This is a genomic window from Halomonas ramblicola, from assembly GCF_030409215.1.
Classification (GTDB): domain Bacteria; phylum Pseudomonadota; class Gammaproteobacteria; order Pseudomonadales; family Halomonadaceae; genus Halomonas; species Halomonas ramblicola.
On record NZ_JAUFPL010000017.1, the window covers coordinates 286835 to 308334 of the forward strand.

Consider the following 21500-nt stretch of genomic DNA (forward strand, 5'->3'; position numbering starts at 1 on the left):
TACGCCCCGTTACCGGCGCCCCTCGCCCTGGGGAGCCGCGACCGCCCGTTCGATATCGGGCTTGCATTGTCACGGATTCTGGACCATGCTGAAATCAATCCTGACCGATTGGTCAAGATAAGCCCCCGACACGATCGACACACGATCAACGAAAGAGCCTTCGGCCAACAAGAGAGACAAGGCGATGATCGACTTCCTGCTAAACGGGCAGCCCCGCCACTGCGAGGTCACGCCCGACGCCAGCGTGCTCGAGTTGCTGCGTGACACGCTCGGCCAGACCGGCACCAAGGAGGGCTGTGCCTCCGGCGACTGCGGTGCCTGCACCGTGGCCATCGGCGAGGCCGGCCCCGACGGCCGGGTGCGCTACCACAGTGCCAACGCCTGCATCACCCCCGCCCATCAGCTCCACGGCTGCCAACTGGTCACCGTGGAGGGACTGGCCCAGGGCGAGACCCTGCATCCCGCCCAGGCGGCCATGGTGGCGTGCCACGGCAGCCAGTGCGGCTTCTGCACCCCGGGTATCGTGATGTCGCTATTCACCCTGCACGAGGAACAACGACAGGCCCCGGCCCCGCTGACGCCACAGCGCCTGGAGGCCGCGCTGGGCGGCAACCTGTGCCGCTGCACCGGCTACCGGCCGATCCGCGACGCCGCCCTGACCATGGCCGAGCATCCCGCACAGCGTCCCCTGTGGCTGGACGCTGCCGCGCCCCAGCCATCGGCCAGGGCCGCCGACAGCCGCGAGGCGGCCTTCGCCCAGCCCGACAGCCTGGCCGAACTGGTCGAGGAGCGCCGCCGTCACCCCGAGGCGCCGATCGTCGCCGGCGGTACCGACCTGTGGCTCGAGGTCACCCAGCGCCTGGCGCGCTTCGCGCGCGTGGTGGACGTCACCCGCGTCGCCGAACTCCAGGCCATCGAGGCGGCCACCCTGGACGATGGCCGCGAGGGCTGGTGGATCGGCGGCGCCGTGACCTACTCGCGCCTGGAGCCACTGCTCGAGGAGCACCATGAGGCCTTCGCCCATCTGCTGCACCGCCTGGGCTCGGCCCAGGTGCGCAACCGCGGCACCCTGGGCGGCAACATCGCCAACGCCTCGCCCATCGGCGACACCCCGCCGGTACTGCTGGCCCTGGGCTCCCGGCTGTGGTTGGCCGGCCCGGAGGGCGAGCGCGAGCTGCCCCTCGACGACTTCTTCCTCGACTACAAGCAGACCGCCCTGCGCGAGGGCGAGGTGATCCGCGCCGTCTTCCTGCCCCGTTCCCAGGCGGGACGACACCTCAAGGTATGGAAGCTGTCCAAGCGTCGTGAGGACGACATCTCCGCGGTGCTCGGCGCCTTCGTCTGGCGCCTGGAGGACGGCGTGCTGCGCGACGTGCGCCTGGCCTTCGGCGGCATGGCCGCCACCCCCCAGCGGGCCGCGGAAGCGGAGGCCGCCCTGGAGGGACGCACCCCCTCCGCCGCCGCCTTCCAGGCCGCCCGCCTGGCCCTGGGCCGCGACTTCCGGCCGATGAGCGACGTGCGCGGCAGCGCCCACTATCGCCAGCTCTCCGCCGCCAACCTGCTCGAGCGGCTGCGTCTCGTCATCGCACAGCAGGCAGACCACACTAATCGGGAGGTGATGCTCCATGCGTACGCTCACTAAGCTTTCCCAGGCGCCCGAAGCCGCGCCAGCTCAGGCACCCGACACCGCGCCGGCCCAGGCCGTCGAGGCGACCCCCGAGGTGGCCCCGGAATCGGCCCGCGTCCGCGAGGAGCAGCGCGGCCGCATCCAGGGTGACGGGCCGCTGGCCCGCGACACGGCCAGCGGCGCCATGCCGGCGCACCTGCGCCAGGGCGGCGCGGGCAGCGCACGCGCCCACGAGAGCGCCGTCAAGCACGTCACCGGCCGTGCCGCCTATATCGACGACCTCAAGGCCCCGGCGGACTGCCTGCACCTGGCGCTGGGCCTCTCGCCGGTGGCCTACGGCCGGCTGACCCGCCTCGACCTGGAGAAGGTGCGGGCCATGCCCGGAGTGGTGGACGTGGTGTCGATCACGGAGGTGCCGGGGCATACCGATATCGGCCCGGTCTTCCCCGGCGACCCGATCTTCGTCGAGGACGAGATCAGCTACGTCGGCCAGGTGCTCTTCGCGGTGGCCGCCGAGAGCCACCGCGCCGCCCGCGAGGCGATCCAGGCCGCCGTGGTCGAGATCGACGAGCAGCCGGCGAGCCTCGATCCGGTGGCCGCCGCCGAGCGCGGGGAGGTCGTGCGCCCCACCCATGTCCAGCAGAGCGGCGACTGGGAGGGGGCGCTGGCCGAGGCCGCCCATGTGGTGGAGAGCGAGCAGTTCGTCGGCGGCCAGGAACACTTCTACCTGGAGGGCCAGGCCTGCCTGGTGACTCCCACCGAGGACGAGGGCGTGGTGGTCCACACCTCCAACCAGCACCCCAGCGAGACCCAGAAGCTGGTCGCCGAGGTGCTGGGCATCCCCTTCCACGCGGTGACCGTGGAGATGCGCCGCATGGGCGGCGGCTTCGGCGGCAAGGAGACCCAGGCCTCGCCCTGGGCCTGCATCGCCGCCCTGGTGGCCCGGCGCACCGGGCGTGCCGCCCGCATCCGCCTGCCCCGCGCCGAGGACATGCGCGTCACCGGCAAGCGCCATCCCTTCCATAACCGCTACCGGCTGGGCGTGGACGCCCGCGGCGTGCTGCTCGGCGGCGAGATCACCGTGATCGGCGACTGCGGCTACTCGCCGGACCTCTCCGAGGCCATCGTCGACCGCGCCATGTTCCACTCGGACAACGCCTACTCGCTGGGCGCGGCCCGGGTCACCGGCCATCGCGCCCGTACCCACACCGCCTCCAACACCGCCTTCCGCGGCTTCGGCGGCCCCCAGGGCATGATGGTGATCGAGGCGGCCATGGACGACATCGCCCGCCGGATCGGCGAGGACCCGCTGACCATCCGCAAGCGCAACCTCTACCGTGAGGGCCGCAACGTCACCCACTACGGCCAGACGGTGGAGCAGATCGCCCTGCTCCACGAGCTGGTCGAGCGCCTCGAACGGAGCAGCGACTACTGGGCCCGCCGCCGGGCCATCACCGAGTTCAATGCGGGAAGCCCCATCGTTCGCAAGGGCCTGGCGCTGACCCCGGTGAAGTTCGGCATCTCCTTCACCGCCAAGCACCTCAACCAGGCCGGCGCCCTGCTGCACGTCTATGCCGACGGCAGCGTGATGATCAACCACGGCGGCACCGAGATGGGCCAGGGGCTGCACACCAAGATCTGCCAGGTGGTGGCCCGCGAGCTCGGCCTCGACCTGGAGACGGTGCGCATCACCGCCACGCGCACCGACAAGGTGCCCAACACCTCGCCCACCGCCGCCTCCAGCGGCGCCGACCTCAACGGCCAGGCCGCCCGCGACGCCTGCGTGAGGCTCAAGGAGCGCCTCTTCGACTTCGCCAGTGAGCACTTCGGCGCCGAGCTGGGCGGGCTCGACCGCGAGGGCATGCGCCTGGAGGCCGGCCACCTGGTGGCAGGCGTTGGCGAGAGCGAGCGGCGCATTCCCTGGGGCGAGCTGGTGCAGGCGGCGTATCTCTCCCGCATCTCGCTCTCCGAGAAGGGTTTCTACGCCACCCCGCTGATCCACTATGACCGCGAGACCGGCAAGGGGCGCCCCTTCTACTACTACGCCCACGGCGCCGCCGTGGCCGAGGTCAGCGTCGACACCCTGAGCGGCGAGTACCAGGTCGACCGGGTCGACATCCTGCATGACGTGGGCGACTCCCTGAACCCGGCCATCGACCTCGGCCAGGTCGAGGGCGGCTTCATCCAGGGCGTGGGCTGGCTGACCAGCGAGGAGCTCAAGTGGAACGACGCCGGGCGGCTGATCTCCGACGGCCCGGCCACCTACAAGATCCCCACCTACGGCGACCTGCCGCCGGTGTTCAATGTCGCCCTGCTGGAGGGGCACCCCAACTCCATGGCCAGCATCTACCGCTCCAAGGCGGTGGGCGAGCCGCCCTTCATGCTCGGCATGAGCGTCTGGTCGGCGCTGCGCGACGCCCTGGCCAGCCTCGCCGACTACCGCGAGGCGCCACGGCTCGACACCCCGGCCACCCCGGAGCGGGTCCTGCTCGCCGCCGAGGCGCTGCGTTCCCGGCACAACCCCTGGCCGCTGGCGACGGATACGGGAGACGCATGATGACCGCACGCCCCGAGAGCTGGCACGCCGCCCTGCACCGCCTGCAACGCGACGGGGTGCCCCATGCGCTGGTCACCCAGGTGACCAGCGCCGGCTCCACGCCCCGGGAACCCGGGGCGCGGATGGTGATCACCGAGGACGCGGTGTTCGACACCCTGGGCGGCGGCAACTTCGAGTGGCAGACCATCGAAGCGGCCCGCGAGCGGCTGGCCCGCGGCGAGACCGGCATCGCCCTGGAGGCCTTCGCCCTGGGCGGGCGCAGCGGCCAGTGCTGCGGCGGCTTCGTCAACGTGCTGATCGAGGTCTTTCCCGGCAGCACCTCGGCGCTCGCGCTGTTCGGCGCCGGCCACGTGGGTCGCGAGCTCGTGCGCCTGGCCGCCCCGCTGCCCTGGCGGGTGCTGTGGCACGACAGCCGGGACGACGCCTTCCCCGCCTGGGCCGGCGACCAGCCGCGGCTGGCGTGCCACCACAGCCCGGATCCCCAGGCCGCCGTGGCGGCCCTGCCGGCCGGCGTCCACGCCCTGGTGCTGACCCATGACCACGCCGAGGACCGGGCCCTGGTGGATGCCCTGCTCGCGCGCGACGACATCGCCTCCCTGGGCCTGATCGGCTCGAAAAGCAAGTGGGCCAGCTTCCGCTCGCGGCTGGGCGATGCCGGCCACGACGAGGAGGCACTCGCCCGGGTGCGCTGTCCCATCGGCATGGCCGCCGGCGGAACGGGGGGCGACAAGACGCCCTATGCCATCGCCATCGCCGCCCTCGCCGAGCTGCTGCCGCTGATGGCCGCCGACCAGCGCCCCGACCAGCGCGGCCTCGATCCGGCCGAACTGCGCCGCCTGTTTTCCTAAGTTCCCTATGGGGATAGACCCCAAAATTCCCAATGCCACAGGGGCCCGGGGACAGGCCGAAGAGGGGAAGGCAGGCCTGTCGCCGGGAAAGCCCCGGTGCCATAGATCGAGACGAGTCCGAGACCATGACCAAGACCGACTCGCGCCTGCTGCGCGCCGAACTGCTGAGCTTCGATGCCGATCCCGGCGAGGGCGACGTTCCCGCCGCGGGCAGCCTTCGCCACCACGAGGATGGCGCCCTGTGGATCGAGAACGGCCGCATCCGCGCCGTGGACGACTACGCCCGCCTGGCCCCCGCACTGCCCGAGGACATCAGCGTCATCGATCATCGCGGCAAGCTGATCACTCCCGGCTTCATCGACAGCCACGTCCACTACGTGCAGTTGGAGATCATCGCCTCCTATGGCCGCCAGTTGCTCGACTGGCTCAACGAGTACACCTTCCCCGAGGAGTTGCGCTTCTCCGACCCGGAGCACGCCGCGACGCTCTCCGAGGCCTTCCTCGAGGAACTGCTGCGGGTCGGCACCACCACCGCCCAGGTGTTCTGCTCCAGCCACCCCGCCTCGGTGGACGCCTTCCTTGCCGCCAGCCACCAGCGCGGCCTGTGCATGCTGGCCGGCAAGGTACTGATGGACCGCCACGCCCCCGAGGACCTGTGCGACGACACCCGGGGCGGCATCCGCGACACCGAGCGGTTGATCGGCGACTGGCACGGCAAGGGGCGGCTCGGCTACAGCCTGACCCCGCGCTTCGCCCCCACCTCCACCCGCGAGCAGCTCGACGCCACCGGCGCGATCCTGCGCAGCGACGCGAGCCTCTGGCTGCAGACTCACCTCGCCGAGAACACCGGCGAACTGGACTGGGTGGCCGAGCTGTTCCCGGGCAGCCGCGACTACCTGGCGGTCTATGAGCGGTCCGGCCTCGTCGGGCCGCGCAGCACCTTCGCCCACGGCATCCACCTGGACCAGGAGATGCGTGGCCGCCTCGCCGAGCGCGGGGCGAATCTCGCCTTCTGTCCCAGCTCCAACATGTTCCTGGGCAGCGGCCTGTTCGACCGCCTGGCGGCCCGCGACACGGCGCTGAACGTCAGCTACGCCAGCGACGTGGGCGGCGGCACCGACCTCTCGGGCCTGGCGACGCTGAAGGCCGCCTACCAGGTCGGCCAGCTGCGCGGCCAGCCCCTCACCGCCTGGCAGGGCTTCTATGGCCTCACCCTGGGCAACGCCCGGGCCCTGTCGCTGGACGACCGCATCGGCCGCCTGGCGCCGGGGATGGACGCCGACTTCGTGGTCCTCGACCCGGCGGCCACGCCGCTGCTGGCCCGTCGCACGGCACGCTGCCGTGCGCTTTCCGAGACGCTCTTCGCCCTGATGATGATGGGCGACGACCGCAGCGTCTTCGAGACCTGGGCCGGCGGCCGCCTCCAGCATCGCCGCGTCGCGACCTGATCGTCACCGAATGCCGATGATGGGGTTGGCATCTTGGCCGGAGTCTGCCCTGAGACAGGGTGGCTCCGGCATTTTTTGCTGCCTCGGAATCCTCTCTTATCCCCTCCGAAGGGCGCCTCGATTCGACGAAATCGTTACTTGTCCGATCGGTCAATTCTTGCCTATGCTGTACCCGAGGCGATATTGACCATTTGGTCAAGACATTGCTCAGCGAATCACGATTCCATCCTCCACACCAACAACAATGGTACTTCCCATGGACTCCAATACCTCCTCCCTGTCAGGCGAGCCACTTCGCACGTCGTCGTCAACGGAAGGACACTGGCTGGATCGATACTTCGGCGTCAGCCGGCGCGGCTCCACGCTGCGCACCGAGATCCTGGCCGGCATCGCCACCTTCCTGGCCTCGATGTACATCATCGTGGTCAACCCGGCGATCCTCTCGGATGCCGGCATCCCCTTCTCGGCGGCGCTCTCCGCCACCGTGCTGATCAGCTTCATGAGCAGCCTGGCCATGGGCCTCTACGCCCGCAACCCCATCCTGGTGGCCCCGGGCATGGGCATGAACGCCCTGTTCACCTACACCCTGGTGCTGGGCGCCGGCCTCTCCTGGGAGGTGGCCCTGGGCTGCGTCTTCTGGTCCGGCGTGCTGTTCGCCACCCTGGCCGTCTTCAACGTGCGCAAGGCGATCATCGAGGCGATACCCGCCTCGCTGCGCTATGCCATCACCTGCGGCATCGGGCTGTTCATCACCTTCATCGGCCTGAAGAATGCCGGCTTCATCATCGGCAGCGAGGCCACCCTGGTTACCCTGGGCAGCTTCGATCCCAGCCTGGTGACCTTCTTCATCGGCCTGATCGCCACCGCCGTCATGGTGATCCTGCGCATGAACGGTGCGCTGATCCTGGGCATCGCCCTCACCACCCTGCTGGCCGCCCCCATGGGCCGACTGTGGGGCGACGAGATGATGGTGGAGTGGAGCGGCCTGGCCGCCTGGCCCGACTTCGGCGCGGTGATGCAAGTGGACATCTGGGGGGCCCTCGAGGTCGCCTACCTGCCGTTCATCTTCGTGATGCTGTTCACCAACTTCTTCGATGCGCTGTCCTGCTTCATGGCGCTCTCGGAGTCCGCCGACCTCAAGGACGAGGACGGCAACCCGCGCAACCTCAAGCGCTCCATGACGGTGGACGCCTTCGCCTCGATGATCGCCGCCCCGCTGGGCACCAGCGCCGCCCAGACCTTCATCGAGTCCGGCGCCGGCGTGGCCCAGGGCGGGCGCACCGGCCTGGTGGCGGTGACCATCGCCCTGCTGTTCCTGCCCTTCCTCTTCCTGTCGCCGCTGCTCTCGCTGGTGCCGGGCATCGCCACGGCCCCCGCGCTGGTGCTGGTGGGGCTGTTCATGCTGTCGCCGATCGCCAAGATCGACTGGGGCCGCTACGACGAGGCCTTCCCGGCCTTCCTGGCGATCATCCTGATGCCGCTCACCTACTCCATCACCCTGGGGATCGCCTTCGGCTTCCTCTCCTTCGTGCTGATCAAGCTGTTCACCGGCAGGTTCGGCGAGATCAAGCCGGCCATGTGGGTCTCCGCCGCGCTCTGCGTGGTGCTGCTGGCCACCACCTGAGCCCCCGCCCCCGGAAACGCGACACGGCAGCCCTCGGGCTGCCGTGTCGCGTGGCGGGATCGGCTCTGCCTGACGTCGAGCGGCCTGGTGGTTGGCCGGCCCGATCAGGCCGCATCCCTCAGTCGCATGCCTCCAGCCGCTCGCGCAGCTCGGCGCGGCGCGCCTCGCCCATGAAGGCCGCCTCGATGGCGTTGCCGGCCAGCGTCCGGAAGGTCGCCCGATCCCAACCGAAGGCCTGGTGGCAGGCCAGGAAGTTGTCGAGCATGCCGCCGCCGAAGTAGGCGGGGTCATCGGAGTTGAGGGTGACGTTGAGCCCCTCGGCCAGCAGCCGCGGCAAGGGGTGGTCCGCGAGGCGTTCCACGACCCGCAGGCGCACGTTGGAGAGCGGGCAGACGGTGAGCACCATGCGCTCGTCGCGCAGCCGCGCCACCAGCGCGGGGTCCTCCAGGCAGCGCACGCCGTGGTCGATGCGACAGACGCCCAGCCGATCCAGGGCCCCGCGGATGTAGTCCGGCGGGCCCTCCTCGCCGGCATGGGCGACCCGGGCGATACCCAGCCGGGCGGCACGCTCGAACACCTCGACGAACTTCTCCGGCGGGTTGCCGCGCTCGGCGCTGTCGAGGCCCACCGCGTCGAGCATCTCCCAGTAGGGGGCGGCCTCCTCGAGGAGCGTCATCGCCTCCTCCGCCGGCCGGTCGCGCAGGAAGGCCATGATCAGCGCCGTTGAGAGCCCCAGCTCGCGCTCGGCACGCCGCCGCGCCAGGGAGAGCCCCTCCATCACCACCGACAGCTCGACGCCGCGCACCCGGTGGGCCTGGGGATCGAAGTGCAGCTCCACGTGCACCACGCCCTCGGCGTGGGCGCGGCGAAAATAGTCCATGGCCAGCTCAAAGAAGTCCTCGGCGGTGCGCAGCACGCTCATGCCCTGATAGTAGAGATCGAGGAAGGACTGCAGGTCGCTGAAGTCGTAGGCGGCCCGCACCTCTTCCACCGAGGCATAGGACAGCGCGACGCCGTTGCGCTCGGCGAGCGCGAACATCAGTTCGGGTTCCAGGGAGCCTTCGATGTGCAGGTGCAGCTCCACCTTGGGCAGACGCTCGAGGAAGTCACGCATGGTTCGTCCCACTCCATCAGGTTTTCCCCATCCTGATATAAACTGACCGTTTGCGCAAAGTCCCCGCTCAGTCCAGCTCGCGCAGGAAGGCGGCCAGCGCCTCGCGGCGCTCGACGAGCCGTGCCTCGGCGGCCTCGCGCTCCGACTCCAGCTCGCCGACGCGGTTCTCCTGGGCCTCGAGGTCGGTCAGGTAGCGCTGCCCCAGGTCGCTGTCGGTTCCCACGGCGGCCAGGTTGTCGCGCAGGCGCGCCTGGTGGTCGGCGGCCCGTTGCAGGCGCTCGCGGATGCGCGACAGCTCGCGCTCCACCTCGGCCACGCCACGACGGTGCTCGAGCAGGTCCTCCAGCCGGCGTGCGGTCGCCTCGTCGGCCGCCTCGCTCCACTCCATCAACTGCTGCATGCCGGCATCCACCAGGGCCAGGGTCCGACTGCGAGTCAGTTCCTCCCGAGCCTCGACCTCGTGGCCGGCACCGGGCGCCAGGGTCACCCCGAGGCGATGGTGGGTGGGCGTGGACGCCACCAGGGCCGGCGAGTCGAAGCGCCAGCCCTGCCGGATCGGATGCTCGATCAGCAGCTCCCGGGAGCGACGGGCGTCGCTGGTGACGGTGTAGCGCGTGGTGACCCGCGACAGGTGCGTGGCCCGCAGGGCGCCGTCGACGATGGTGACCCGGGTGAGGCGCTCCTCCGGCCGCGACTCGCTGGAGACGCGCAGCTTGCGATCGGCGGCGAAGCTCGCCAGGCGCGTCTCCCCGGCAGGGACCCCCGGCAGGTCGACGTCCCCCAGATGCCCCACCCCCGCCTCGTAGACGGTCACCAGGCCCGGTGGCAGCCAGGTCTCGGTGGCGTTCTCGAGTCGCACGGCGGCCACCGGATGACGCTCACCACGCCCCGGCTGGAAGAGCGACACCCGACCGGCGGGCAGCGCGGCATCCACGTAGGGCAGCGACAGGCTGCGTCCCGCCTCCAGGTCAACCGGGAAGGGCAACCGCCAGGTGGCCGCGGTATCGCTCTCCATGGCCCGCGCCGGGCGCGCGGGGGCGGCGACGGCATGCTCCCGGGAGGCGTCGGCCGTGGCGGCGGACTCCAGCAGCGCCGGGGCGTGCCCGCGCATGGTCCCCTCGTCGCGCCTCACGGGCGCCGTGGTATCGGCCCTGACCGGCACCTCGGGCCGGCTCGGCCAGTAGCGCTCCAGCAGCCGCTGGGAGAGCGACACCGGCGCACCACTGGCGAGGGTCAGCGTCACCCCGTCCCAGTCGCTGCCGCTGGCATTCTCCACCACCGCCCAGGCCTGCAGCCGAGCCTCCCCGTCGCCATCCAGCAGCAGGCGATAGGCGGTCTTCCAGACCGGTGCGGCCACCACGTAGGCGAGCGTCACCTGGCGTTCGCCCTCGCCCTCCAGCTCGATGGCGATACGCCGCACCGCCTCGCTGCGCGCCCGCCCGCTCACCGCGACGGCCTGGCGCAGTCGCTCGGCCAGGGCCGCGTCGAGCACCTCGAGCCGGGCATCGTCGCGCAGCCGCAGGGTGGCCACGGCCCCCTCGGCGTCGAGCACCGCCAGGGTGTGCAGGGTAGCGCCCTGGTCGTCCCGGCCCGCCGCGTCCACGCCCAGCAGCTGGCCCTCGACACGGCGCCCGCCGGAGGCGACACGCACCGGCACGCCCTGCAGGGTGGCAGCCAACCGGACCACCGATCCCAGGTCGTCCGGGCCGAAGGGCAGCCGGCGGAAGGTCTCCTCCAGGGCCGCCAGGCCGTCCAGGCGCATGCCCCGCAACCGCCCGCCGGGATCGCGCACCACCAGGCTCTTGAGGATGTCGTTGACCTGCTCCAGGGGAACCCGGAGCTCGAGGGTGCCGTCCCCCTCCAGGCTCGCCACGCGATGGACCTCCGCCAGGCCACCGGAGGAGAGGGTCACCGCTTCCACGCGCTGCGCCTCTGTCGGGCCCGACGCCGCCAGGCCGAGCAGCCCGACCATGGCCGCCAGCGGCCCCGGACGGCCGAACCGGGCCCTCCGTCGCGGGCTACGTCCCTTGCCACTCATCGGCGCTTCCTCGTCAGGGATTCACGCTCAGGTATAGCCGCCGAGGCGCCCTTCCTCCAGCCGCAGCGCCCGATCGACCCCGGGGGGATCGAAGGGGCCGCCCGTCAGCTGGTGTACCAGGTAGATCACCGCGCGTCCCGCCAGCCAGGCGTCGAGCCGCGGCGCGAGGCGGGCCACGGTGTCGGCATCCAGGCCGGCGAAGGGCTCGTCGAGCAGCACCAGGTCGGGCTCCAGGAGATGCAGGCGGGCCAGCGCCAGGCGCCGGGCCTGGCCGCCGGAGAGCCGGCGGCCGCCCTCGCCCACCCGGGTGGCCAGTCCCTGTGGCAGCGATTCGGCCCAGGCATCCAGGTCCACCCAGGCCAGCGCCGCCCACAGCTCACCCTCGGTGGCGTCGGGGCGGGCCAGGCGCAGGTTGGCCGCCAGGCTGTCGTCGAGCAGGTCGACGCGCTGGGTCAGGGCGGCGACGCGCCGACGCAGTGCCGCCTCGGGCCAGTCGGCGAGCGCCACCCCGCCCAGGCGGATGCGGCCGCCGGAGGGCGCCAGCTGGCGCAACACCAGCGCCGCCACGCTGGACTTGCCGGCACCGGAGGCGCCGCACAGCGCCAGCCGCTCCCCCGGCGCCAGATGCAGGGAGACGTCGTCCAGCGCCGGCGCCAGGGCGCCGGGATAGGTCAGCGAGACCCGCTCGAGCGCCACGCCCAGGGCCCCGGCCGGCGCCTCCTCGCCGCGGGCAGCCTCGGCGGCCGGCCGGGAGCGCTCGGCCAGGCCATTGAGGCGTTCGGCGGCGCCCCAGGTGGCGCCCAGCCAGGTGAAGGCCGCGGGCAGCCCGGCCAGCGCCTCGCTCATGGCCAGGGCCGCCAGCGGCATCATCACCGCCAGCGGCCCCGAAAGCTCCCCCGCCGCCCAGGCCCGGGCGGCCAACCACAGCGCCAGCACCAGGGCCGTGCCCACCAGCAGCGTGACCAGGGCGTTGCCCAGGGCCACCCAGGCGCCGAGGCGCCGCTGGTCGCGGTAGAACCGCGCCTCCAGCGCCTCGACCTCGCGCCGATGGTGGCCCAGGCTGCCGTAGGTCTCCAGCTCGGCCAGCCCCTGCAGCTGCTCGATCAGCCGCCCGCGCAGCGCCTCCCGGTCGGCCCCCTGGCGCCGGCCGGCGGCGAGCCCCAGCCGCGCCTGGCCCAGGGTGAGCCATAGCCAGCCGGCGAGCAGCAGCAGGCCCAGCGCCAGCCCCACCGGCGGGGCCCAGGCCGCCAGCAGGCCGACCAGGCCCAGGATCGCCAGCAGCGCCACCCCCGCCGGCGCCAGCAGGCGCAGGAAGAGGGCATCGAGGGTGTCGATGTCGGCGGTCAGGCGGTTCAGCCAGTCGCTGGCGCGGTGACGCATCAGGGCCTGGGCGTCCAGGCCGGCGATCACCGCGAACAGCCGCGCGCGCAGGTCGGCGAGCAGGCGCAGCACGGTATCGTGGTTGTAGAGGCGCTCCAGGTAGCGCGACACCGTGCGGGTCACGGCGAACAGGCGGATCCCGCCGCCCGGCACATAGACGTCCAGGCTCGCCGCCATGCCCGCCGCCAGCAGGGCTCCCGTCAGCGCCGAGGCGGTGATAAACCAGCCCGACAGCGCCAGCAGGCCGATGGCCGAGAGCAGCGTCAGCGCCATCAGCGCGGCGCCGGCGGCCAGGCGGCCGCGGCGCCGGGCCAGCAGCCTCAGCCAGGGCCGCAGCGTCGCCAGCGGCCCGGGCGCCCGCTCACCGCGATGCCTCATGGGATCGCCTCCGGCACGCCGTCCCGCAGCGCCAGGCGGCGGTCGGCCAGGGCCATCAGCGCCGGCTGGTGGGTGGCGATCACCAGGCAGCGCCCCTCGCCGGCCAGCGCCGCCAGGGCCTCGGCGACCCGCGCCTGGGTGTCGGCGTCGAGGCTGGCGGTGGGCTCGTCGAGCAGCACCAGGGACGCATCGGAGAGGAACACCCGGGCCAGCGCCAGGCGTTGGGCCTGGCCGCCGGAGAGGCCGGCGCCCCGCTCCCCCAGGGGCGTGTCGAGCCCCGCGGGCAGACCGGCCAGCAGCTCGCCCAGACCGGCCCGCGCCAGCGCCCGGCTCAGGGCCGCGTCGTCGGCCGCCGGAGCGGCCAGGCGCAGGTTGTCCGCCAGGCTGCCCTGGATCAGCAGCGGCCGCTGGTCCATCCAGGCGATGCGCACGCCCTCGCCCGGGCGGCGGCTGCCCTCGCCGGGGCCGACGAAGCCGGCCAGCAGCTGCAGCAGGGTCGACTTGCCGGCCCCGGAGGGGCCGGTCACCGCCATCACCGCGCCGGGTGCCAGGCGCAGGTCCAGGGGGCCCAGTACCCGCCCACGACCGGGATGGGTCACCGTCGCCGCCGCGAGTTCCATCAGGCCCCCCTGGGAGACCGCGTCGACCGGCGTCTCGCCACGCACCGCCGCCGGCTCGGCCTCGAACAGCACCGCCAGCTCCCGGGCGGCCCCCAGGGCGGCGGCGCGGTCGTGGTAGTGCTGGGCGAGGCTACGCAGCGGCTGGAAGAACTCCGGGGCCAGCAGCAGCACCAGCAGGCCGCTGAACAGGGTCAATTGTGGGGCGGGACCGAAGTCGACGTAACCGAGCAGGCCGAAGCCCACGTAGATGGCCACCACGGCGATGGCCACCGAGGCGAAGAACTCCAGCACCGCCGAGGAGAGGAAGGCGAGGCGCAGGGTGCGCAGGCTGCGTCGGCGGTAGTCGTCGGCGGCGGCGTGCACCTCGGCGGTGGCCGCGCGGGTGCGGCCGAACAGCTGCAGGGTGGTCACGGCGCGCACCCGGTCGATGAAGTGGCCCGAGAGCCGCGCCACGGCGGCGAACTGTTCGCGGTTGAGGCGCTCGGCACCCATGCCCACCAGGGCCATGAACAGCGGGATCAGCGGCGCGGAGAGCAGCAGGAAGAGCGCCGCCAGCCAGTCCAGCCAGATCACCGTGGCGAGAACCATCAGCGGCTGGATCACCGCCAGGACCAGTTGGGGCCGGAAGCGGGCGATATAGCCGTCCAGCGCCTCCACCTGCTCCACCAGCTGACTGGCCAGCGACGCCGAGTGGCGGGCCCCCAGCCACGCCGGCCCCAGCCGCGCCAGGTGGTCCAGCAGCGCGCTGCGCACCCGGGTGCGCAGCCGCAGGCTCGCCGCCTGGCCCAGGGTCTCCTGGGTGAAGAGCGCCAGGGCGCGCAAGGCCAGTAGCGCCAGCATGCCCAGCGCCGGCAGGAGGAGCTCGGCCGGCGGCCTCCCATCGGCCAGCAGGGCGTCGACGAAGCGGGCCAGCAGCGCCAGCTGGCCCAGGGTGGCCAGGGTCGCCAGGCCACCGGCGACCACCGCCAGGCCCAGGCGCCGGCGCTCCGCCGCGGCCAGTCCCGCCAGCCAGCGGGCCGCCTGCCGGGTCGCCTCCCTGCCCTCGACCACGGCCCTAGTGGTATCCCTCGCCGACCTTGACCTTGCCGCGGAACACCCAGTAGGTCCAGGCGGTATAGGCCAGCACGATGGGGATCACGAAGAGCACCCCGAGCAGCAGGAAGAGCTGCGACTCGGGCGCCGAGGCGGCGTCCCAGATGGTGTAGTCCGGCGGCACGATCACCGGCCACTTGCTGGCCACCAGCCCCAGGTAGGTGAAGACGAACAGGCCCAGGGTGGCGACGAAGGGCTGGCCCTCCTGGCGGCGGCGCAGCGCGCTCCACAGCCAAGCCGCGCAGGCCAGCGCCAGGGCCGGCAGGATCCAGATCAGCTGCAGGTGGTCGAACCAGCGGCTGCGCACCGCCTCGTTGACGAAGGGGGTCCAGACACTGATCACGGCGAACACCGCGAGTACCGCCGCGAGCAGGCCCGGGGCGATGCGATAGGCCCAGGCCTGGACGTGGCCCTCGCTCTTGAGGATCAGCCAGGTGGCGCCGAGCAGCGCATAGCCCACCATCAGCCCCAGGCCGGTCAACACCGTGAAGGGGGTCAGCCAGTCCAGGGCACCGCCCACGTAGACGAAGTCCTCCACGGCGAAGCCCTGGATGTAGGCGCCCACCACGGCCCCCTGGGCGAAGGCGGCGACCGCCGAGCCCCAGCAGAAGGCGCGGTTCCACCAGCGCCGGCTACGTCGCGCCTTGAAGCGGAACTCGAAGGCGATGCCGCGGAAGATCAGCCCGGCCAGCATCAGGAAGACGCCGATATAGAGTGCCGGCAGGAACACCGAGTAGACCAGCGGGAAGGCGCCGAGCAGCCCGGCACCGCCCAACACCAGCCAGGTCTCGTTGCCGTCCCACACCGGGGCTACGGAGTTCATCATCACGTCCCGGGCCGCCTCGTCCGGGGCGAAGGGATAGAGGATCCCCAGCCCCAGGTCGAAACCGTCCATCAGCACGTACATGATCACCCCGAAGCCGATGATCAGCGCCCAGATCAGGGACAGGTCGAAGAGTTCCATGGCTCACTTCCTCCAGGTCGGGGCCGCATCGTGTTCGAAGCTGGCGTGCGCGGCGGAGAGCGGTCGCATGGGCCGGTGCACCTCGCCGTGGTCCTCCTCGTCCTCGGGCAGCATGCCCTGGCGTACCACCCGGGTCAGGTAGTAGACCCCGGAGGCGAATACCACCGCATAGACCGCCACGTAGCCGATCAGGGTGAACAGCGCCATGCCCCCGGTCAGCGAGGGCGTCACCCCTTCGGCATGGCTCATCATGCCGTAGACCAGCCAGGGCGCACGCCCGGTCTCGGTGACGATCCAGCCGGCCAGCACGGCGACGAAGGGGGTCACGCTCATCCCCCTCAGCACCTGCAGGTACCCGCGGTGCCGGTAGAGGCGCCCGCCGCGACGCAGCCAGAGCCCGGCCAGGACCACGGCGATCATCGCCACGCCCAGGCCCACCATGACGCGGAAGGCCCAGAACACCAGCCACACCTCGGGCTGTTCGTCCCGGGGGGTGTCGGCGAGCCCGGGCACCTCGCCGTCGGCACGGTGGGTCAGGATCAGGCTGGCCAGGTTGGGGATGCCGATCTCGAAGCGGTTGCCCTGCGTCTCCTGGTCGGGCCAGGCGGCGATCAGCATCGGCACGTTGCCCCGGGTCTCCCAGTTGCCCTCCATGGCCGCCACCTTGGCGGGCTGGTGCTCCAGGGTATTGAGGCCATGGAAATCACCGATCACCGCCTGGGCCGGCGCCAGCACCAGCAGCAGCCACAGGCACATGGAGAGCGCCCGGCGATTGGCGTCGGGGTCGCGGCCGATCAGCAGGTACCAGGCGCTGACGCCGGCCACCACGAAGCCCCCGGTGAGGAAGGAGGCCATGACCATGTGCGCGAAGCGCCACGGGAAGGAGGGGTTGAAGATCGCCGCCCCCCAGTCGGTGACCCGGAAGCTGCCGTCGACGAGCTCCACCCCGGCCGGGGTCTGCATCCAGCTGTTGGCGGAGAGGATCCAGAAGGAGGAGATGAAGGTCCCCACGGCCACCATGATGGCGGCCAGCAGGTGCACCCCCTGGGGCACCTTGCCGCGGCCGAACAACAGCACGCCGAGGAAGGCCGCCTCGAGAAAGAAGGCAGTGACCACCTCGTAGCTCAGCATCGGCCCCAGGAAGTTGGCCGCCGCCTGGGAGAAGTTGCTCCAGTTGGTACCGAACTGGAAGGACATGACGATGCCCGAAACCACGCCCATGCCGAACACCACGGCGAAGACCTTGGTCCAGAACAGGGCCAGGCGATCCCAGGCCGGGTTCTCGGTCTTGTAGAAGAGGCCGTTGAGCACGGCGATATAGGACGCCAGCCCGATGGTGAACACCGGGAAGATGGCGTGGAAGGAAACCACGAAAGCGAACTGCAATCGTGACAGCAGCAAGGGATCCAGTTCCATGACGCCTACGCCTCGTGACTGCGGTGGGTTCGGGGAGAGCCGCGACGGACGCGGTCGACAGCCACAGCCTAGCACCGGATCGCCGGGCGATCTTGTCCAGACGAGAGTCGCTGTATCGGGCTTGTATCAGCCACGCCCATCAGCATGCCCGAATTCGCCGCAGGGAACCTGTGTCGCAGTGTCGCAGCCAGCGGCGCTTCAGGCCCCGCCGCCGGTCACCACCAGGTTCACCATCCAGCTCGTGTAGGCCAGGAACATCGCCAGCAGGGCGGCGCCCTCGAGGCGGTTGATGCGCCCCGCCCGCCCGCGCCAGCCCAGGGCGAAGACGGCCATCAGGGCGGTCATGGCGGTCATCAGGCTCCAGTCGCGCAGCAGCACCTCGGTCCCCACCTGGATCGGCGCGATCACCGCCGCCAGGCCCACCACGCCCAGGGTGTTGAAGAGGTTGGAGCCCACCACATTGCCCAGCACCAGGTCGTGCTCGTTGCGGCGCAGGGCGCTGACGGAGGAGGCCAGTTCCGGCAGCGAGGTGCCCACCGCCACCACCGTCAGGCCGATGATCAGGTCGCTGACGCCGAAGCCCTGGGCGATGGCCACGGCGCCCCACACCAGGATCCGCGAGCTGATCACCAGCAGCACCAGGCCGACGCCGGTCCAGACCAGGCCGGCCCTGAGGCTCAGCGGATGGACGGCGAGGCTCTCCTCGGTATCGGCGGCCAAGGGGTCCTCGCCCTCGCGCCGGGCGCGGAGGATGCTGAACACCATGAAGGCGGCCAGCAGCAGCAACAGCAAGATGCCCTCGAGCCGGCCGATCAGCCCACCCCACATCAGCAGCGCCGAGAGCAGGGTCGCCCCGCCCAGCAGCGGCAGCTCGCGACGCACCACCGACGAGTGCACCGCCAGCGGCGAGATCAGCGCCACCAGGCCGAGGATCAACCCGATGTTGGCGATGTTGGAGCCATAGGCATTGCCCAGGGCCAGGCCCGGATTGCCCTGCCCCGCCGCCAGCGCCGACACCACCAGCTCGGGCGCCGAGGTACCGAAGCCGATCACCAGCATGCCGATCAGCAGCGGCGAGAGCCCGAGGCGGGCCGAGGTGGCCGCCGCCCCGTCGACGAAGCGCTCGGCGCTCCACACCAGCAGGATCAGGCCCGCCACCACCGCTACCGCAGGAAGGATCATCGTCTCGCCCCGATTACATTCAAGTTTGCATGTTTGTATATGGTGCCCGCCGCGACGACGTGTCACACTTTGCATGATCGACCGCGACGCGGGCAGTGGCGCAGTGTACGCCGAGCCCACGCCCCGGTGAAGTCGTTGCCCCAGGGAGTGATTCGACCTTGGCCAAGCCGCCCTCGCGCCTTCTCGACCGCCTGCCGACGCTGCCCCACGGGGCGCCGCGGGTGGATCGCACCCCGCCCGAGGCCCGGGCGCGGCGGCGCCTGCGCGCCTGTGCGGAGTGCGACTGGGTGGTCCTGCTGCCCCCCTTGCGCCCCGGGGAGAAGGCCGACTGCCCACGCTGCGGCCATACCCTGGTCAAGCGCCACTTCCGTCCCGCCCAGCGCAGCATGGCCCTGGCGCTCGCCGCCCTGCTGGCGCTGGGCCTGGCAATGGCCTTTCCCTTCGTCAGCTTCTCGGTGGGCGGCATCGGCAATCGCATCGAGCTGCCGCAGACGGCCACCACCCTGATCGGCTTCCATCAGCCGGTGGTGGCCGGCGCGGTGATCCTCACCATCATGGTGTTGCCGGCGGTCTACCTGCTGGGGGTGATCTGGCTGCAACTGGGGCTGCTGCGCGAGGCGCCGTTGCCGGCCAGCCGCACCATCGCGCGTTCCCTGGCCCAGCTGACGCCCTGGATGATGGCCGACGTCTTCATCATTGGCGCCCTGGTCAGCCTGATCAAGATCGCCGGCATGGCCAGCGTCGAGCTGGGGATCTCGTTCTGGGCCTTCTGCGCCTTTGCCATCCTGCTGCTGATGACCAGCCAGTCGCTGGACGCCGACTGGATGTGGTTCTCGCTGGCCGGCGAGCCCAGGGCGCCGGAGGGGACCCGCACCGGCGAAGCGGCGGCGCCCCAGGGGCTGGCCGGCTGTCATACCTGCGGGTTGGTGAATCGCCTCGACACCGGCGGTCGCGGCCGCTGCCGGCGCTGCGGCGATCGCCTGCGCAGCCGGCTGCCGCACAGCCTGCAGCGCACCTGGGCGCTGCTCGTCGCCGCGGCAGTGATGTACGTGCCGGCCAACGTCTATCCGATCATGACCACCACCAGCCTCGGCCACCGCTCGCCCTCCACCATCGTCGGGGGCGTGGTGGAACTGGTCCAGATGGGCTCCTGGCCGGTGGCGGCAGTGATCTTCGTGGCCAGCGTGATGGTGCCGGTCGGCAAGCTGGTGGCCCTCGCCTGGCTGTGCCTGGTCGTGCACCGCAGCAGCGAGCTCAACGCCGTCACCCGCACCCGCCTCTACCGCCTCACCGAATTCATCGGCCGCTGGTCGATGATCGACGTCTTCGTGGTGGCCATCCTGGTGGCACTGATCCGCGCCGGCTCGCTGATGTCCATCGAGCCCGGTCCCGCCGCCCTGGCCTTCGGCGCCGTGGTGGTGATCACCATGCTGTCGGCCATGACCTTCGATCCGCGGCTGATCTGGGACGGCTCCCCGCCGCGACACTCCCCGACCACTCCTGACCGACATCCACAAGGAAACTCCGGATGAGCGATACCCCACCCCCCGACGCCAAGCCGGACGAGGAGCTGCATCGCGCCAAGGCCTCGCCCCAGGCACGCTTCTCGCCGATCTGGATCGTGCCCATCGTGGCGATCCTGATCGGCGCCTGGCTGGTCTACGACAACTACCGTAGCCGTGGCCCCCAGATCACCCTGCTGATGGGCAACGCCGAAGGCATCGAGGCCGGCAGCACCCTGATCAAGACCCGCAACGTGGAGGTGGGCCGGGTCGAGAGCGTGCAGCTGTCCGAGGATCTCTCCACGGCGGTGATCACCGCCCGCATGAGTCCCGACACCGACGCGATGCTGGTCGAGGACAGTCGCTTCTGGGTGGTCAAGCCGCGCGTCGGCCGCGAAGGCATCAGCGGGCTGGGCACCGTGCTCTCCGGTGCCTACATCCAGCTCGAGCCGGGCACCAGCGCGGAACCCGCGCGACGGTTCGAGGTCAGCGACCAGCCGCCGGTGGCGCCGGCCGGGGCGGCGGGGCTGCGCATCAACCTGATCAGCCAGCTCGGCAATTCGCTGGGGGCCGGCGACCCCGTGACCTATCAGGGCTATACCGTGGGCCGGGTCGAGGAGGCCACCTTCGACGCCGAGTCGCGTCGCATGCGGCATCGCGTCTTCATCGAGTCGCCCTACGACAGCCTGGTCACCGGCAGCACCCGCTTCTGGTCGGCCAGCGGCATCGACCTGCGCCTCGACTCCGAGGGCTTCCGGGTCAACGTGGAATCCCTCGAGACGCTGCTGGGCGGCGGGGTCACCTTCGGGGTACCCGACGACCTGCCGCTGGGTCGGCCGGTGGAGGCGGACGCCACCTTCAACCTCTATCCCGACGAGGACAGCGCCCGCCAGGGCACCTTCAACCGCTACCTGGAGTACGTGCTGCTGGTGGAAGATTCGGTGCGCGGCCTGTCGCGTGGTGCCCCGGTGGAGTTCCGCGGCGTGCGCGTCGGCACCGTGGCCGCGGTACCCTGGAACTTCACCGCCACCCAGCCGCAGGGACGCGACGGCTTCTCGATCCCGGTGCTGATCCGCATCGAGCCCCAGCGGCTGGGCATCGAGAACCAGGAGATCGACCTCGACGAGTGGCGCCAGCGCTACCGGCGCTTCTTCGACCTGGGGCTGCGGGCCACCCTCAAGAGCGGCAACCTGCTCACCGGGTCGCTCTACGTGGACCTCAACTTCGACCGGGACCTGCGCGGCGACTACGAGCCGCAGACCTTCGCCGAGCGGCGCGTCTTCCCCACCACCGCCAGCGGCTTCGCGCTCATCGAGTCCCAGGTCACCGAGCTGCTGACCAAGCTCAACGACCTGGAGCTCGAGCCGCTGCTGGCCGGCCTGGACCGCAACCTGGCCGCCTCCGAGGCGATGCTGGGCGAGGTCCGCGAGCTGTCCGACTCGCTGCAGGGGCTGCTCGACTCGCCGGAGACCCGCGAGATGCCGGCCAACCTCAACGCTACCCTGGAGGAGCTGCGCACCACCCTGGAGGGCCTGTCGCCGGAGTCCGCCGCCTACCAGGACCTGCTCGGTGCGGTGCGGCGCCTGGAACGGCTGATGCGCGACGTCCAGCCGGTGGCCAGGACGCTCTCCGACAACCCGCGCGCCCTGTTGTTCGACAGCCTGGACAGCGAGGATCCGACGCCGCGGGCGCCGCGGCGCGAGTGACGCG

Annotated in this window: 14 protein-coding genes; 7 read left to right on the plus strand and 7 right to left on the minus strand. The window is 71.4% G+C overall.

Annotated elements, in window-relative coordinates; genetic code table 11:
- Nucleotides 1-184: 184 nt before the first annotated feature.
- From xdhA to QWY80_RS05760, 5 genes are all read left to right on the plus strand, one after another.
- A complete protein-coding gene (xdhA, locus tag QWY80_RS05740) occupies nt 185-1642 on the plus strand; it encodes a xanthine dehydrogenase small subunit (protein ID WP_290229747.1) in 1458 nt (485 codons plus the stop codon).
- The gene (xdhB, locus tag QWY80_RS05745) at nt 1626-4184 is read left to right on the plus strand and encodes a xanthine dehydrogenase molybdopterin binding subunit (protein WP_290229749.1); all 2559 of its coding nucleotides are present in this window, start codon (nt 1626-1628) and stop codon (nt 4182-4184) included. The genes xdhA and xdhB overlap by 17 nt, the downstream gene beginning before the upstream one ends.
- Complete coding sequence (gene xdhC / locus QWY80_RS05750) at nt 4181-5032, plus strand: xanthine dehydrogenase accessory protein XdhC (RefSeq protein WP_290229750.1); 852 nt, start codon at nt 4181-4183, stop codon at nt 5030-5032. The genes xdhB and xdhC overlap by 4 nt, the downstream gene beginning before the upstream one ends.
- Before the next feature lie 125 nt (nt 5033-5157).
- Entirely contained in the window at nt 5158-6480 is a 1323-nt protein-coding gene (gene guaD / locus QWY80_RS05755) for a guanine deaminase (RefSeq protein WP_290229751.1), read from the plus strand.
- Between the two features lie 256 nt (nt 6481-6736).
- Nucleotides 6737-8104: an NCS2 family permease gene (locus QWY80_RS05760; RefSeq protein ID WP_290229752.1), complete on the plus strand. Its 1368-nt coding sequence runs from the start codon at nt 6737-6739 to the stop codon at nt 8102-8104.
- A gap of 118 nt (nt 8105-8222) precedes the next feature.
- On the opposite strand, the gene QWY80_RS05765 is transcribed toward QWY80_RS05760, so the two are convergent.
- The 7 genes from QWY80_RS05765 to QWY80_RS05795 all read right to left on the minus strand — a co-directional run bounded on the left by QWY80_RS05765 (nt 8223) and on the right by QWY80_RS05795 (nt 18288).
- The gene (locus tag QWY80_RS05765) at nt 8223-9218 is read right to left on the minus strand and encodes an adenosine deaminase (protein WP_290229755.1); all 996 of its coding nucleotides are present in this window, start codon (nt 9216-9218) and stop codon (nt 8223-8225) included.
- Between the two features lie 67 nt (nt 9219-9285).
- Entirely contained in the window at nt 9286-11256 is a 1971-nt protein-coding gene (locus QWY80_RS05770; RefSeq protein ID WP_290229757.1) for a DUF4139 domain-containing protein, read from the minus strand.
- A gap of 27 nt (nt 11257-11283) precedes the next feature.
- Nucleotides 11284-13014: a thiol reductant ABC exporter subunit CydC gene (gene cydC / locus QWY80_RS05775; RefSeq protein WP_290229758.1), complete on the minus strand. Its 1731-nt coding sequence runs from the start codon at nt 13012-13014 to the stop codon at nt 11284-11286.
- Nucleotides 13011-14684 (minus strand): thiol reductant ABC exporter subunit CydD, encoded by a 1674-nt coding sequence (cydD, locus tag QWY80_RS05780; RefSeq protein WP_290229759.1) that lies wholly within the window; start codon nt 14682-14684, stop codon nt 13011-13013. The genes cydC and cydD overlap by 4 nt, the downstream gene beginning before the upstream one ends.
- A gap of 4 nt (nt 14685-14688) precedes the next feature.
- On the minus strand, nt 14689-15690 hold the full coding sequence (gene cydB / locus QWY80_RS05785; RefSeq protein ID WP_290229760.1) for a cytochrome d ubiquinol oxidase subunit II: 1002 nt from the start codon (nt 15688-15690) through the stop codon (nt 14689-14691).
- A 3-nt stretch (nt 15691-15693) separates the two neighbouring features.
- Complete coding sequence (locus tag QWY80_RS05790; protein WP_290229761.1) at nt 15694-17106, minus strand: cytochrome ubiquinol oxidase subunit I; 1413 nt, start codon at nt 17104-17106, stop codon at nt 15694-15696.
- A 198-nt stretch (nt 17107-17304) separates the two neighbouring features.
- Nucleotides 17305-18288 carry a calcium/sodium antiporter gene (locus tag QWY80_RS05795; protein WP_290229762.1) on the minus strand — a complete coding sequence of 328 codons (984 nt, stop codon included), beginning with the start codon at nt 18286-18288 and terminating at the stop codon, nt 17305-17307.
- Nucleotides 18289-18446: 158 nt separating this feature from the next.
- Here QWY80_RS05795 and QWY80_RS05800 point away from each other — a divergent pair, with 158 nt between their 5' ends.
- Both QWY80_RS05800 and pqiB read left to right on the plus strand, forming a co-directional pair.
- Nucleotides 18447-19820, plus strand: a complete 1374-nt coding sequence (locus QWY80_RS05800) for a paraquat-inducible protein A (RefSeq protein ID WP_290229763.1) — start codon at nt 18447-18449, stop codon at nt 19818-19820.
- On the plus strand, nt 19817-21496 hold the full coding sequence (gene pqiB, locus QWY80_RS05805; RefSeq protein ID WP_290229764.1) for an intermembrane transport protein PqiB: 1680 nt from the start codon (nt 19817-19819) through the stop codon (nt 21494-21496). The genes QWY80_RS05800 and pqiB overlap by 4 nt, the downstream gene beginning before the upstream one ends.
- The last annotated feature ends 4 nt before the right edge of the window (nt 21497-21500 follow it).

Excerpts from the sequence above, each read along its gene's own strand:
- xdhA (WP_290229747.1), top strand. The coding sequence starts at position 185 with ATGATCGACTTCCTGCTAAACGGGCAGCCCCGCCACTGCGAGGTCACG.
- xdhB (WP_290229749.1), top strand. The coding sequence starts at position 1,626 with ATGCGTACGCTCACTAAGCTTTCCCAGGCGCCCGAAGCCGCGCCAGCT.
- xdhC (WP_290229750.1), top strand. The coding sequence starts at position 4,181 with ATGATGACCGCACGCCCCGAGAGCTGGCACGCCGCCCTGCACCGCCTG.
- guaD (WP_290229751.1), top strand. The coding sequence starts at position 5,158 with ATGACCAAGACCGACTCGCGCCTGCTGCGCGCCGAACTGCTGAGCTTC.
- QWY80_RS05760 (WP_290229752.1), top strand. The coding sequence starts at position 6,737 with ATGGACTCCAATACCTCCTCCCTGTCAGGCGAGCCACTTCGCACGTCG.
- QWY80_RS05765 (WP_290229755.1), bottom strand. The coding sequence starts at position 9,218 with ATGCGTGACTTCCTCGAGCGTCTGCCCAAGGTGGAGCTGCACCTGCAC.
- QWY80_RS05770 (WP_290229757.1), bottom strand. The coding sequence starts at position 11,256 with ATGAGTGGCAAGGGACGTAGCCCGCGACGGAGGGCCCGGTTCGGCCGT.
- cydC (WP_290229758.1), bottom strand. The coding sequence starts at position 13,014 with ATGAGGCATCGCGGTGAGCGGGCGCCCGGGCCGCTGGCGACGCTGCGG.
- cydB (WP_290229760.1), bottom strand. The coding sequence starts at position 15,690 with ATGGAACTCTTCGACCTGTCCCTGATCTGGGCGCTGATCATCGGCTTC.
- QWY80_RS05790 (WP_290229761.1), bottom strand. The coding sequence starts at position 17,106 with ATGGAACTGGATCCCTTGCTGCTGTCACGATTGCAGTTCGCTTTCGTG.
- QWY80_RS05795 (WP_290229762.1), bottom strand. The coding sequence starts at position 18,288 with ATGATCCTTCCTGCGGTAGCGGTGGTGGCGGGCCTGATCCTGCTGGTG.
- pqiB (WP_290229764.1), top strand. The coding sequence starts at position 19,817 with ATGAGCGATACCCCACCCCCCGACGCCAAGCCGGACGAGGAGCTGCAT.